Source organism: Micromonospora sp. NPDC023814 (assembly GCF_040639595.1).
In the GTDB taxonomy this organism is placed as follows: Bacteria; Actinomycetota; Actinomycetes; order Mycobacteriales; family Micromonosporaceae; genus Micromonospora.
This window is the reverse complement of record NZ_JBFAAF010000003.1, coordinates 131,983-144,994: the sequence shown is the minus strand read 5'-3', so window position 1 is coordinate 144,994 and position 13,012 is coordinate 131,983. Positions and strand designations below refer to the sequence as shown.

At 70.0% G+C, this 13,012-nt stretch carries 9 protein-coding genes; 7 read left to right on the top strand and 2 right to left on the bottom strand.

Going from position 1 to position 13,012, the window contains the following annotated elements; all coding sequences use genetic code 11:
• Nucleotides 1–856 precede the first annotated feature (856 nt).
• The 6 genes from AB0G14_RS02690 (at nt 857) to AB0G14_RS02665 (ending at nt 8,502) form a co-directional block, all read left to right on the top strand.
• The gene (locus AB0G14_RS02690; protein WP_357693011.1) at nt 857–2,041 is read left to right on the top strand and encodes a hypothetical protein; all 1,185 of its coding nucleotides are present in this window, start codon (nt 857–859) and stop codon (nt 2,039–2,041) included.
• Between the two features lie 38 nt (nt 2,042–2,079).
• Entirely contained in the window at nt 2,080–3,948 is a 1,869-nt protein-coding gene (locus tag AB0G14_RS02685; RefSeq protein ID WP_357693009.1) for an AMP-dependent synthetase/ligase, read from the top strand.
• Nucleotides 3,949–4,503: 555 nt separating this feature from the next.
• On the top strand, nt 4,504–4,986 hold the full coding sequence (locus AB0G14_RS02680; RefSeq protein WP_357693007.1) for a hypothetical protein: 483 nt from the start codon (nt 4,504–4,506) through the stop codon (nt 4,984–4,986).
• Between the two features lie 429 nt (nt 4,987–5,415).
• Nucleotides 5,416–6,243 (top strand): sugar ABC transporter permease, encoded by an 828-nt coding sequence (locus AB0G14_RS02675; protein ID WP_357693005.1) that lies wholly within the window; start codon nt 5,416–5,418, stop codon nt 6,241–6,243.
• Complete coding sequence (locus AB0G14_RS02670) at nt 6,240–7,070, top strand: carbohydrate ABC transporter permease (protein ID WP_357693003.1); 831 nt, start codon at nt 6,240–6,242, stop codon at nt 7,068–7,070. The genes AB0G14_RS02675 and AB0G14_RS02670 overlap by 4 nt, the downstream gene beginning before the upstream one ends.
• A gap of 22 nt (nt 7,071–7,092) precedes the next feature.
• A complete protein-coding gene (locus AB0G14_RS02665; RefSeq protein WP_357693001.1) occupies nt 7,093–8,502 on the top strand; it encodes an ABC transporter substrate-binding protein in 1,410 nt (469 codons plus the stop codon).
• Nucleotides 8,503–8,643: 141 nt separating this feature from the next.
• Here the strand turns inward: AB0G14_RS02665 and AB0G14_RS02660 are convergent, their stop codons facing one another.
• Both AB0G14_RS02660 and AB0G14_RS02655 read right to left on the bottom strand, forming a co-directional pair.
• The gene (locus tag AB0G14_RS02660; protein ID WP_357692999.1) at nt 8,644–9,345 is read right to left on the bottom strand and encodes a putative N-acetylmannosamine-6-phosphate 2-epimerase; all 702 of its coding nucleotides are present in this window, start codon (nt 9,343–9,345) and stop codon (nt 8,644–8,646) included.
• Nucleotides 9,342–10,265 (bottom strand): ROK family protein, encoded by a 924-nt coding sequence (locus AB0G14_RS02655; RefSeq protein WP_357692997.1) that lies wholly within the window; start codon nt 10,263–10,265, stop codon nt 9,342–9,344. The genes AB0G14_RS02660 and AB0G14_RS02655 overlap by 4 nt, the downstream gene beginning before the upstream one ends.
• A 280-nt stretch (nt 10,266–10,545) precedes the next feature.
• Between AB0G14_RS02655 and AB0G14_RS02650 the strand changes: the two genes are divergently transcribed.
• Nucleotides 10,546–12,993 carry a hypothetical protein gene (locus AB0G14_RS02650; RefSeq protein ID WP_357692995.1) on the top strand — a complete coding sequence of 816 codons (2,448 nt, stop codon included), beginning with the start codon at nt 10,546–10,548 and terminating at the stop codon, nt 12,991–12,993.
• The last annotated feature ends 19 nt before the right edge of the window (nt 12,994–13,012 follow it).

Here is a 13,012-nt window from a genome sequence, read left to right as displayed (position 1 = left end):
GCGGCAGGCGTGCAGGGCACGAGCCCCACGACCTGCGAAGGTCGGGGTTATTCAGCAATTCGTCGACGAGCGTCGACGAGCGGAGAACATTCCTGCGCCGGTCACATAACCGGCCGTTAACGCTGCGTGAAGAATGCAGATTCAGTGGTCAGAACCCGCGGGCAAGAAATCCCGCAGGCCGACGCGACCGATCAGACCAGGAGGACCTGACGTCGGTTGCGGACGACGCCACGCACAGCTGACAGCCTCGAGCAACTTCCCGCAGGCCGCCTCGACGCAGGGTTTGCGCAGGCCAACACGGATCAGCGTGCAGCCGTCGCAGCGGAATCACACACAGTTCGCGCCGATGGCGGCGACGCCGACGCGACATGAAAAGCCCGGTGCCGGCCCCCCTGGGGCGCGCACCGGGCGGCAACAGCCATGTTGATCACGAACAACGTCCCCCGTTTCGCTGCCTGGCAGGCGGTCAGATGATCATGATCATGCGAGGACCGCCAATGTTCTGGAGAGCAGTACAACCGACGTCACTATGGAGCGTCAAGGCCTAATGGCACATCGGGACGCGTTTATTTCGAGCAACTCACTGAGACGTCCATCCATGCTTGACGCAGACCCGAGGCACACCTAGGGTTGTGCCCACACATCCTCCTGCGTCTATGGCGCCGCCGGCTGTTGCGGCTCCTTAAGCGCGGCGCCCCGCAGGATTACCGGGTGTTTCGGCCGCACTTCGTCGTCCACGTCGGATGATGCGACCGGCTGACCGGCGACCGCATTCTGGTCCTGCCCCGCCCGCCGCGGCCTGCGACACCGCTCCCACACCACGACACCCTTCCGGACAGGGCTTTGAGGAGGATCAGTGCAGAACGAAACAGCATCCGATCTGCTTGCGCGGCACGGCGTGGACACCGAGCGCGGCTTCCTGCCGACCGAGGATCCCGTGCGGCGGCTACCGGAGGCCTATCAGGCATGGGAGGACCTGGCCGTCGAGCTCCCGAAGGTGCTCAGCGCCGGCCGGGTGCACGAGTGGATCGAACGGCTGCCCGAGCTCGACATCGCCGACCTCGACCGCAACGAGCTCAACCGGGCGATGCTCCTGCTCTCCTATCTCGGACACGCCTACGTCTTCGGCGGCGAGGAACCCCGCCACCGACTGCCGGCCTGCGTGGCCAAACCGTGGTACGAGACGGCGACGAAGCTGGGCCGCCCGCCCGTGCTGTCCTACGCCTCGCACGCGCTCTACAACTGGCGCCGGCTGGATCCGGACGGCCCGATCGCACTCGGCAACATCGTGCGGCTGGAGAACTTCCGCGGCGGGCTCGACGAGGACTGGTTCGTCCTCGTGCACGTGGCCATCGAGGCGTCGGCGGGCCCGGGCATCTGCGCGGCCGCGCTGGCGCAGGACGCCGCGGCGGCCGGTGACGTGGCGGCCGTTGCCACGCACCTCGACACCGTCGGCCAGACGCTGGAGAACATGATCGCCATCCTGCGGCGGATGCCGGAGAAGTGCGACCCGTACGTCTACTACCACCGGGTACGCCAGTTCATCTTCGGGTGGATGGACAACCCCGGACTGCCCGACGGTGTGGTGTACGAAGGCGTCACCGCCTACGGCGACCAGGGACAGAAGTTCCGTGGCGAGACCGGCGCGCAGAGCTCCATCATCCCGGCGCTGGACGCCGTGCTGGGCATGGACTACAGCCAGGACACCCTCGGCGCGCACCTGATCCAGCTCCGCGACTACATGCCGCCGTCCCATCGTGCGCTGATCGAGGAGTTCGGCAAGCGGACGTCGGTGCGCACCTTCGTCCTGGAGCATGCCGACGACGCGGCGCTCGTCGCCGCCTACGACCGCTGCATCGAGGGGGCCACGGAGTTCCGCCGTCAGCACATGGAGTACGCGGGAACGTACATCCGTGGCCAGCAGCAGAACTCTTCGGCCAACCCGGTCGAGACCGGCACCGGAGGCACCCCGTTCATGCGTTACCTGGCCCAGCACGTCACCGATGCGCACCAGTACCTCGTCGGCACCTCGGCGAGCTGATCACCCTTCCATCGGACACTACTGACCGGAGCCATCACATGGTCCCTGGAACCCGTGTCGACGTCCGGGCCACCCCGGACACGGCGGCGACCGCTGCTCGATGTGCGGCCGCCGCCGGTGGTCTGACCGTGCCGGCGCTGGTGCACCGCAACGCCGACGCCTTCGGTGACCTCCCCGCGCTCAGCTGCCTCGGGCAGGAGGAGACCCTCACCTGGGCCGAGCTCTACCAGCGGGTGACCGTACTGGCCCGGGGATTCTCGGCCCTGGGCGTGCAACCGGGTGACCGGCTGCTGCTCATGATGGGCAATCGGCCGGAGCACTGGCTGGCCGACCTCGCGGCCGTACACGCCGGCGCGGTCCCGTGCAGCGTCTACCCGACGTCGAGCCCGGAACAGCTACACCACGTCGCCCGGCACAGCCGGGCTCGCGCCCTCGTCGTCGAGAACACCGCCATGCTCGACAAGTGGGCGGACCTGCTGAGAGACCTGCCCGACCTGCAGTTGGTCGTCGTCGTGGACGCCCTTGCGGACGAGCAGGGGATCGTCACGCTCCATCAGGTCGCCGCGGCGGGGGACCGGGCGCACCGCGCCGACCCCGCCGCGTTCCGGCGCACGTGGAGCGCCATCCGGCCGGAGGACCCGGTGACCCTGCTCTACACCTCGGGAGCCACCGGTGACCCCAAGGGCGTGGTGCTGAGCCACCACAACGTCATCTACCAGGCCGCCGTCCTGGAGGAGGCGGTCAGCCTCACCCCACACCCGCACACAGTCGCCTACCTTCCACTCGCGCACATCGCCGAGCGGATGCTGAGCATCTACCAACCCGTCTACCGCGGCGCACACGTCACCGCCTGCCCCGACCAGTCGCAGCTCACCGCCGCGCTGCGTGCGGTCCGTCCGGTCCAGTTCTTCGGCGTACCGAGGGTGTGGGAGAAGATCGCCGCCGGAGTGCAGGCGCAACTGGCGGCCGCCGACGCGCAGACCCGCACGGCCTACGAGACCGCGAGCACGGCGGCCCGGACGGCCTTCGAGCATCGCGCCGCCGGCCGCCCCGTCCCGCCCGACCTGGCGGCGCAACTGGCGGTCCTCGACGCGAAGGTGCTCAGCCCGATCCGCGCCAAGCTCGGCTTGGACCGGCTGCAATGGGCCACCAGTGGCGCCGCGCCCATCCCGGTCGACATTCTGTTCTCACTTGCCGGACTGGGCATCGACGTCCTCGAGGTCTGGGGCATGACCGAGACCACCGCGACCGCGACGGTCAACCTCCCCGAGGCCTTCCGACCCGGCACGGTCGGGCGGCCCAACCCCGGCATGGAGCTTCGGCTGGCCGCCGACGGCGAGATCCTCGTGCGCGGTCCGCTGATCTGCCTCGGCTACCTCGGCGACGACGGCGAGGTGGAGCCGCTGACGGACGCCGACGGCTGGTTCGCCACCGGCGACGTGGGCACCCTGGACGACGACGGCTACGTCACCATCACCGACCGTAAGAAGGAACTCATCATCACCTCCACCGGCAAGAACGTCCCGCCGACCCGCGTGGAGAACCTGCTGCGCCTGCACCCGCTCATCGGGCACGCCATGGCCGTCGGCGACCGCCGCTCCCACATCACCGCCCTCGTCGCCCTCGACCCCGAAGCCCTCGCCGCCTGGGCCGTCCGTCACAACGCCGACCCGTCGGACGTCGCCGCCCTGTTCGAGGACGAGAGGGTCAGTTCGGAGATAGCGGCGGCGGTCGCGGCAGCGAACGCCAAGCTCGCCCGGCCCGAGCAGGTCAAGGCTTTCAGAGTCCTCCCATCCCCCTGGACCCCCGAGTCCGGCGAGCTCACCCCCACCCTCAAACTCCGCCGCCGCGTCATCGCCGACCGCTACGCCACCGACATAGAGGCGCTCTACGCCGACAGCCGGTGAAACGTACGAGACAGTCTTGACCGGGACCGGGCAGCACGCCGGCTGACCAGGCCATGAGGGACGCCGCGCCGCGCGTGCGGGGCGCCTTCGACAGTTACCACAGGTCGGTCAGCCGACCATCGCGTCACCACCGGCCGATCCGGTCGCGAAGAAGGGCCGGTGCGGAGGGCGGTTTCTCGGGGTCGTCGCACCACGTGGTCGTGTTGATCAGGCGGCGAGTGTTTCTGCAGACGCTCGGCTGGGGTTTCCCCGCCGAGCGTCTTGCGTGAGCGGAAGGCGACTGAGGCGCGGCAGCGATCTCCGTGAGGGGGCGACACACAAGATCCAACCGGTCGGACCGTGGCGCCGGCGGTTGAGCCGGTTGCCGTACTTCGGACTGTACGGCCCACCGGAACGGCCAGTCTGGTGAGGACGGTGTAACAGGTGCCCACGTTCGTTGCGCTTGTGCTGGCAGGGGTGGAAGTCGCGCCGGCCACGTAGCCGGGGCCAGCCCTGCCTACCGGGCGGGATCTTCGTCACGCGCTGGAGCGGAACTCCGGGTGGAAGGGGCCAATTGTGCATGATCTTTCTGCGGTCGCCCGAGAGCGGGAGGTGCTTTCCGCCGTCGCCGATGCGATCGCAGCCGCGACGGTCGGCAGGAGTTTGCGTGTGGCCGTCACATGCCCCGATTCGCACCTTACCTTCGTCGGTCAGCTCACGCGGGCGCTGCACGCTCGCGGCCTGGCATGCCGCTGCGTGGTTTCGAAGCCGAATCCGTCCGTCGCCGGCTTGCCGTCCGAATCCGGAGAGCCTGAGTCGACGCTTGCCGTGATCACCAGCGATCCGTTCGCGCAGACCGACGCTGACGTGCAGCGCGTGAACATCGACGTGACCGCTGGCGCGTCACCGGCACCCCGACGGGTCGCCGGTCACGGCCAGGCAGGTGATGGGACACCGGATGCCGACAAGCAGCCCGACGTCGTTCTCGAATATCACGAGCCAGCTCGGCTGATCCTCCGCCACATGGCGCCCCACCTGTCTCGTGCCGTGGCCGGATAGGTCCGCCGGGTTAGGCAAACCCCCTTCGCCACACAGGCCAACGGAGCCCGGAGTGCACACGCAGGGTGCCCGGATGGCGGCCACAAGCACGCGAACAGCACGATGGCGAGCACCGCCGCGATCGGCTGGAACCGACCTCCGTCACCGTTCCATCCGCTCGCGGCGAGCGCGCCAAGACCAGCGCATACGATCATGAAGAGGATGAGACCCGGCCGGTCAACCGGGTGAGGCTCACAGGGGCAGGCGCAACGACTGATTTCCATCTTTCGATGATGTTGGTACTGTGCTGCGGTGTCTCCCCCTCGCACCGTCAGCACGCCACCGGGCGACCGCTCCCTGACCGTCGAATCCACGCGTTCCACCTCCCGGCGAACGCAGCTCGCACGCTTCGGCGAACCCGGTCTCGCGTGGCTGATGCTGTTGCCTTCAGTGGCGATATTCGCCCTGTTCGTGTTCTGGCCACTCGGGCGAACCCTCTATCTGTCCGTGCACGGGAACGACATCTTCGGCGCCCCGTCCGAGTACGTCGGCGGGGAGCACTACCGGGAGATGCTGTCCGGGGAGTTCGGCAGGGTGCTGGCCACGACGGCGTTGTTCACGCTGTTCTCCGTGGTGCCGGCCGTCCTGGGCGCGCTCTTCGTGGTGCTGCTGCTCGAGGCGCGCATACGCGGGGTACGGGCGCTGCGCACCGCGTTCGCGCTGCCGTTCGCGTTCTCGGTGGCGACCGCGTCGGTGGTCTTCGCCGTCATCTACAACCCGGCGATCGGAGTGGCGAACGGCCTGCTCGGATACCTCGGAATCGACCGGGTCGACTGGCTCACCGACCCGTCGATCGCGCTGCCCGCCGTCTGCGTCGCCACGGTGTGGATGAACTTCGGCTACAACATCCTCGTGCTCTCCGCCGGAGTATCGGCCATCTCGCCCGAGGTGGTCGAGGCGGCGCGGCTGGACGGCGCGACCGGCTGGCGGCTGGCGTCGCGGATAACCGTGCCGCTGCTCTCCCCGCAACTGTTCTTCCTCGTCGTGGTGTCCACGATCCACGCGTTGCAGAGCTTCGGGCAGATCCACATCCTGACCAAGGGCGGACCGGACCAGGCCACGACGACGCTGGTCTACTCGATCTACGAGAGGGCGTTCGCCTTCGGTTCCTCCGACTTCGGCGCGGCCAGCGCGCAGGCCGTCGTGTTGCTGGTCATCATGCTCGGCTGCACGGCCGTCCAATTCGGCATCCTCGAACGGCGGGTCCACTACCGATGAAGAAGCCCAGCCTCGGGCAGGCCACCGTCTACGTCGTGCTCGGCCTGGCCGCGATCCCCGTTCTGTTCCCGGTCTACTACGGCTTCGTCGGCGCCGTCATGGGCCCCGGTGACCTGGCGACCTACCCGCCCGCGCTGGTGCCGCAGGAACTGCACTGGCAGAACATCAGGGACGTGTTCCGCTCGGTGCCGCTGGGCCGCTTCTACGTGAACTCCGCCGTCCAGGCCGGGGTCATCACGGTGGCACAGGTCGTCACCAGCATCTTCGCCGCGTACGCCTTCGCGTTTCTTCGCCTGCCCGCGAAGGCGGCGACCTTCGGCCTGTTCCTCGCCACCCTCATGGTGCCGTGGGAAGCGATCATCATTCCCAACTACCTGGCCATCTCCGGCTGGGGCCTGACGCGGGGTGGGCTGACGTACCTCGGCCTGGTGCTGCCCTTCCTCGCCTCGGCGTTCGGCACCTTCCTGCTGCGTCAGGCGTTCCTGCAGTTCCCGACCGAGTTGCGGGACGCCGCAGTGATCGACGGGTGCGGTCACTGGCGCCTGTTGTGGCGGGTCATCGTGCCCCTGTCCAAGCCCTCGATCGCGGCGGTCGGGGTCTACGTCTTCCTCTCGGCGTGGAACCAGTACTTCTGGCCGCTGATCCTGATCCGCGACACCGAATTCCAGACGCTTCAGATCGGCATCTCCCAGCTCAACGATGCCGAGGCGGCGCAGCCGGGTCTCGTCCTCGCCGGCGTCGCGCTCTCCCTGCTGCCCACGCTGGCCGTCGTGATTCTCGGTCAGCGCCACATCGTCCGCGGCCTGACCGCCGGCGCGCTGCGGTGAACCTTCGAGAAGGAGAGAACCAATGAGAAGACCTCGGCTCCGCCGGACCACAGCGGCGCTCGTCGCCCTCGTGGCCGCCGCCGCGCTCACGGCCTGCGGCGACTCCGGATCCGGCACCGACAGCGGCGGTGACGCGCTCGACGCCCCCGGTGCCGAGGTGCTGGAGAAGGCCACGGACAAGACCACCATCGAGTTCTGGCACGCGATGAAGGGGGCCAACGCCACCGCCGTCGACCAGCTCGTCGCCGACTTCAACGCGCAGAGTGGGGGCAAGGTCGAGGTCAAGGCGGTCTTCCAGGGAAGCTACGACGAGACGATCGCGAAGTACAAGGCCTCGGTCCAGCAGAAGAGCACACCGGCCCTGGTGCAGATCTACGACATCGGCAGCCGCTTCATGGTCGACTCCAAGCAGGTCGTGCCGATGCACAAGTTCATCGAGAAGGACGGCTTCAACGCGGCCGACATCGAGCCGAACATCGCCAGCTACTACTCCGTCGACGGCAAGATGTGGTCGATGCCGTTCAACTCCTCGACGCCCCTGCTCTACCTCAACAAGGAGGCGTTCGAGCGCGTCGGCCTCGACCCGACGAAGCCACCGAGCAACCTCGCCGAGATCGGCGATCTGGCGAAGAAGCTGACGGTCAAGGACGCCAGCGGCAAGACGGTCCAGTACGGCTTCGGAGCCGCCATCTACGGATGGCTGCTGGAGCAGTTGCTGGCCACCGACGGCAAGGAGTACTGCGACAACGGCAACGGGCGTACGGGCCTGGCCTCGAAGGTGCAGTTCGACCAGGAGACGGCCGTGCGTGTCGCGCAGTGGTGGACGGACCTGGTGAAGGGCGGCTACGCGACGAACACCGGCCGCAAGACCGACGACGCCCAGGCGGCGTTCAAGGCGGGCACGGTCGCCATGCACCTGGAGTCCACCAGCGTGTTGCGCGGCTACGTCGACGCCGCGAAGGGCAGGTTCACCGTCCTCACGGCCCCGTACCCGAAGGTGAGCAGCTCGTCCACGGGCGGACCGATCATCGGTGGCGCCTCCCTGTGGATCAACGGCGTCGGCCACGGCGCGAAGGATAAGCGTGCCGCGTGGGAGTTCGTGAAGTTCGCCTCCACCCCGGCCCAGCAGGCCAAGTGGCACACCAGCACCGGGTACGTGCCGATCAACGCCAAGGCGCTCGACGAGCAGATCGACAAGGACTGGATGGCGAAGTTCCCCCAGTTCCGCACCGCGGTCGACCAGCTGCACGCGCTGCCGCCGTCGGTCGCGTCGGCCGGGTGCCTGCTGGGCGTGATGCCGCAGGCCCGCAAGGCGTCCGAGGACGGCCTGGAGGCGGCGATCGTCGGTAGCAAGCCGGCCGACCAGGCCATGAAGGACGCCGCGACGAGCGTGCAGGGCGCCATCGACAGTTACAACAAGTCGGTCAGCTGATCATCGCGCCACCGCCCGGGGTCAGGGAGAAAGGCCAGCTCCGACGGCGCTGGCCTTTCTCCCTGTGCCGGTCCCCCGCGCGGCGGGGGGCGCTGGTGCCTCGCCGCGTCCGGCAACGCCGGGTGCCGGCAGCCGGCCGCGCTACCGCCCACGGCGCTCGGACGCACGGGGAGTCGCCTCGACCAGCCGCCGCGTGATCCACAGTGGTGAGGTGACGGCGTTGCCCATGACGACGGCGTGGGCGCCGGCCTCGAAGGCCTGCCGGACCTGCTGCGCCGTGCGGTAGCGACCCTCCGCGATCACCGGCACCTCCAGCCGCTCGGCGAGCTGGGCGACGAGTCGTAGGTCGGGGCCCTCCGTCGGCGGGCTGGCCGGCGTGTAGCCGGAGAGTGTCGTGGCCACCGCGTCGGCACCGGCGTCGACCGCGGCCAGGCCCTCGGCCAGGGTGGAGATGTCGGCCAGCACCAGGGCGGCGGTGCGCGAGTGCACCGCGCGTACCGTGTCGGCGAAGCTGCCTGCGTCCGGGCGGGGCCGGTCGGTGGCGTCGACGGCCACGACGTGCGCCCCGGCCGTGGCGGCCCGCACCGCGTGCGCCGGCGTCGGGGTGATCATCACTCCGGTGGTGCCGTGTTTGACCAGGCCGATCACGGGCACGTCGACGGCGGCGCGAATCGCCTCGATGTCGTCCGGCCCGTTGGCGCGGATCGCCACCGCACCGCCCGCCGCGGCCGAGGCCGCCACCCGGGCCTGCACGTAGGCGTCCCGCATCGGGTCGTCGGGCTCGTCGGGCAGTGGCTGGCAGGACACCACCAGACCACCCCGCATGACGTCGAAGACCGTCACGTGTCCTCCATCGCCATTCGGGCTGCCCCGATCGCCACGGCGTTGTCACCGAGCGCCGACGGCAGCAGCGGTACGTGGGACCAGGCCGGTAGCACTTCAGCCTGGTAGGCGCGGGTCGCCGCGGACAGGACCGCCGGCGCCGCGCCGCCGGCCAGGACGACCGCCGCCGGGTCGAGCAACGCGACGAGTCCGGCGAGGGCCGCGCCCAGCGTCTCGCCGGCGTGATCCAGCACGCGCTGGGCGGCGGCTTCGCCGGCTGCGGCCCGGGCGGCGACCTCCCGCCCGCTCACCTGCTCACCGGCAGCCAGGGCGTAGGCGGCGGCGATCCCGCTGCCGGACGCCACGGCCTCCAGGTGCCCCCGGCGCCCGCAGCCGCAGCGCAGCTGCTCCGCGCCGGGAACCGGCAGGTGGGCGACCTCGCCTGCCGCCCCCCGGGCGCCGCGTTCGAGGCTGCCGCGCCGGGTCAGAGCCCCGCCGAGGCCGGTCCCGACGGCGACCAGGAGCAGATGCTCCCGGCCGCGCCCCGCGCCCGTCCACGCTTCCGCTAGCGCGGCGGCGTTCACATCGTTGTCGACGTGCACCCGGCGGCCCAGTCGGGCGCCCAACTCGTCGGCGATCCTGGTGCCGACCCAGCCGGGCAGGCTGTCCGTGGCGTACCGGACGGTGCCGGTGGCCGGATCCAGTGTGCCGGCGGCACCCACCCCGGCGCCCGCGACCCGACCGCCGTCCAGGAGCCGCCCGGCCAGTTCGGCGGCCGTGTCGAGCACCATCGCCGGCCCGTGTCGGGCGGGTGTGGGGGCCTGGACCCGGGCGGCCACCTGCCCGTCGGGGGTGAGCAGCAGGGCGATCGTCTTCGTGCCCCCGATGTCGATGCCGAGATACGCGACGTCCGCGTTCCCCGTGGCGAAGCTGTCGATCATGGTTCCGTTTCTCGGGGTGACCGGTGATTGTCGTGTCGTCCTGGTTGAGCGCTCGCAAGCCCTGGTTTCGGCCCAGACCGCAAGTTACGCTACGGCGGATCAGAGGCGTGTACCGGGATCGGGTGCCCGCCGCCCGCCCGCTGCGATCCACCCGCGTCCGGCAGGGCGTCGCATCGCCGCCGGCGCTGGTCGAGGTTCGTGATCCGGGGCGACTATGGGCAGGTTACGGCCCCGGCCGCAACATTTCGAGCCACACTCCATCCATCATTGAAGGAGACCGATGAAACGGACAGGACTGCGGGCCGCCGCCCTGCTCACCGCCGGCGGGCTGCTCGCCGGCTTCCTCGTCGTCACCGCCGGCGGTGCGGTGAACGCCGCCCCGCCGCCGGCTCCCGCCCCGATCGTCGGTGCGGAACAGGACCTGGGCCACGCCATCAATTCGCGGGTGCTCTCGCAGTACCAGGCGCAGGGCGTCGACCAGCAGGGGCGTCCACAGGCCTACTGGGTGACCGCCGGCAACAGCGAGGTCACGGCGATGTTCCAGGTCACGGACATCCGGTCGGGGAAGGTGGTCTTCGGCCAGCGACTGCCCTCCGGTACCGGTAGCTGGGCGGTCACCTTCGCCAGGCCGCAAGGCGCCGTCTACTTCGGCATGACCAACGGCGCCGTCTACACCTGGTCCCCCGGGGACACCTCGGTCACGTCCCTGGGCGTGCCGTACCCGGACGAGCAGATCTGGCGGATGGCCGCGGCGCCGGACGGTGTCGTCTACGGCGGGACGTACCCCAGCGGAAAGCTCTTCTCCTACGACCCCGCCACGAAGCGGTTCACCGATCACGGTCAGATCGTTCCCGGGGAGACCTACGGACAGGCGCTCGCGATCGACGACCGGTACGTCTACTTCGGCACCAAGCCGAACGCGAAGCTGGCCCGCTTCGACCGCGCCACCGGCGAGGTGCGGCCGATCACGCTGCCCGCCCGGTACGCGGACGAGGAGGCCGTCTACGACCTCACCCTCGCCGGGGGATACCTGTTCATCCGGCTCGACCATTCCAGTGACCTGCTCGTCTACCGCCTCAGCGACGGGGTCGTCGTGAACATCGTCCCCGCGATCTCCGGTCGGATGGTCTCCGAGACCGATGCCACGGGCCGGTACGTCTACTTCCGCATGGTGGCCGACGGCATCGTCCGGTACGACCTCCAGACCCACACCTACACGCCGGTCGGCTGGAAGCCGAACGCGCTGCCGGGCAGTTGGGAATGGGTCGACCTGGCCGACCCGGCGTGGCCCGGACCGACCCTGTCGATGACGTACTACTACGGCCGCGTCTACCTCTGGAACCCGCAGACCCGGCTGACCAGGTACATCGGCGAGCAGGACCTGGAGGGCGCCCCCAACCCGATCCAGGCGATGGGGACCGGGCCGGACGGATCGGTCTACATCGGTGGGTTCCTGTCCCCGCCCGGGATGGCGCGCTTCGACCCGGCCGACGACTCCATGACCCTGCTGTCCGGCGCCGGGCAGGTGGAGGGTTTCGGAACCCGCGGCGACCACCTGCTCTACGGTCGCTACCCGGACGGCAACCTGCTCTCCTACGACACCACCAGGCCGTGGGCGTACGGGTCCAACCCGGCTCCCAGGGCCGTCCTGGGCGACGAGCAGCAGCGGGCGCAGGCCTTCGTCGACCTGGGTGAGACGGTCGCCGTCGGCAGCATCCCCCGCGCGGGTCGCCTCGGCGGCGCCCTGAGCTTCTGGACGCCGTCGACCGGTGCCGTGCAGACCTACCGGGACATCGTGCCGCAGCAGAGCGTCGTCAGCCTGGTCGAGCACGACGGACTGCTCTACGGCGGCACCTCCGTCAACGGCGGGTACGGCATCGAGCCGACCGCCACCGAGGCCGAACTGTTCGTGTTCGATCCGCAGACCCGGCAGGTGGTCGAGCGCGTGGTTCCCGCGCCCGGCGGCTCGGCCGTGAACGCGCTGGTCGTCGACCCGGCCGGCACCATCTGGGGCCTGTCCGACGGCACGCTGTTCACCTTCGATCCGACGACCCGCACGGTCACCAGGTCGGAGCGGCTCTTCCCGGACGAGACGACGATGTACGGCCACGAGCGGGGTCTCGTCCTCGCCGACGACGGCTTCTTCTACGCGTCGGTGTCCGACAGCCTCTGGCGGATCGACCCGGCGACGTGGAACGCCGTCGAGCTGGCCGCCGGCCGGGTGGCCTTCCTCACCAAGGGCGGCGACGGCAACCTCTACTACGGCCGGGTGTCCCGCCTGTACCGGTGGAACTTCGCGCTCCCCGCGGTGTGCAGCCGCGTCGTCAGTGGCAGCTACGCGGGGCCGCTCGAGGTCACGACGGGGACCACCTGCCTGCGGGACGCCACGGTGTCCGGGCAGGTGTCGGTGGGCAACGGGGCGGCGCTGGTGGTCCGGGACAGCACCGTCGAGGGACCGGTCGTGGCCCAGCGGGCCGCCGGCGTGACCGTGCGGGGCAGCTCGGTGGTCGGGCCGCTCTCCGCCACCGGCACCACCGGTGACTTCAGGCTGGTCGACTCGTCGGTGGCGGGGCCGGTGACCGTGGTCGACGGACGAGGGCCGTCGGTTCTGGCGGGCAACGTGATCGAGGGCCCCCTGCGCTGCACCGGCAACGATCCGGCGCCGCAGGACGACGGTCAGCCGAACGAGGTGACCGGCCCCGTGCAGGGGCAGTGCGGGAAGCTCTGACCTCTCGTGGTCCCGCGGC